Origin of the sequence: Mycobacterium intermedium (assembly GCF_002086275.1) — a bacterium.
Taxonomy (GTDB): domain Bacteria; phylum Actinomycetota; class Actinomycetes; order Mycobacteriales; family Mycobacteriaceae; genus Mycobacterium; species Mycobacterium intermedium.
In genome coordinates this window covers 1-253 of record NZ_MVHT01000368.1, presented here as the reverse complement: position 1 = coordinate 253, position 253 = coordinate 1, and the positions used below count along the sequence as shown (strand labels likewise).

1 protein-coding gene is annotated in these 253 nt (G+C 65.6%); it reads right to left on the bottom strand.

The features are described 5' to 3' along the window. A partial coding sequence (locus BST27_RS33380; protein WP_211285361.1) for a hypothetical protein occupies positions 1-195 on the bottom strand: 195 nt, incomplete at its 3' end. Positions 196-253: the final 58 nt, after the last annotated feature.

The following is a 253-nucleotide window of genomic DNA, read 5'->3' as shown; positions in this document are numbered from 1 at the left end:
CACAACCACCACCGCAATCTCGCCGCCCCCAGAGCCCGCGAAGGCAAACCCTCGCAGCGAGATTGCCATGAAGGTCGTGATGGCGGCCCAAACCACAACCACCACCGCAATCTCGCCGCCCCCAGAGCCCGCGAAGGCAAACCTTCGCAGCGAGATTGCCGTGAAGGTCGCGGTGGAGGCCCAAACCACAACCACCACCGCAATCTCGCCGCCCCCAGAGCCCGCGAAGGCAAACCCTCGCAGCGAGATTGCC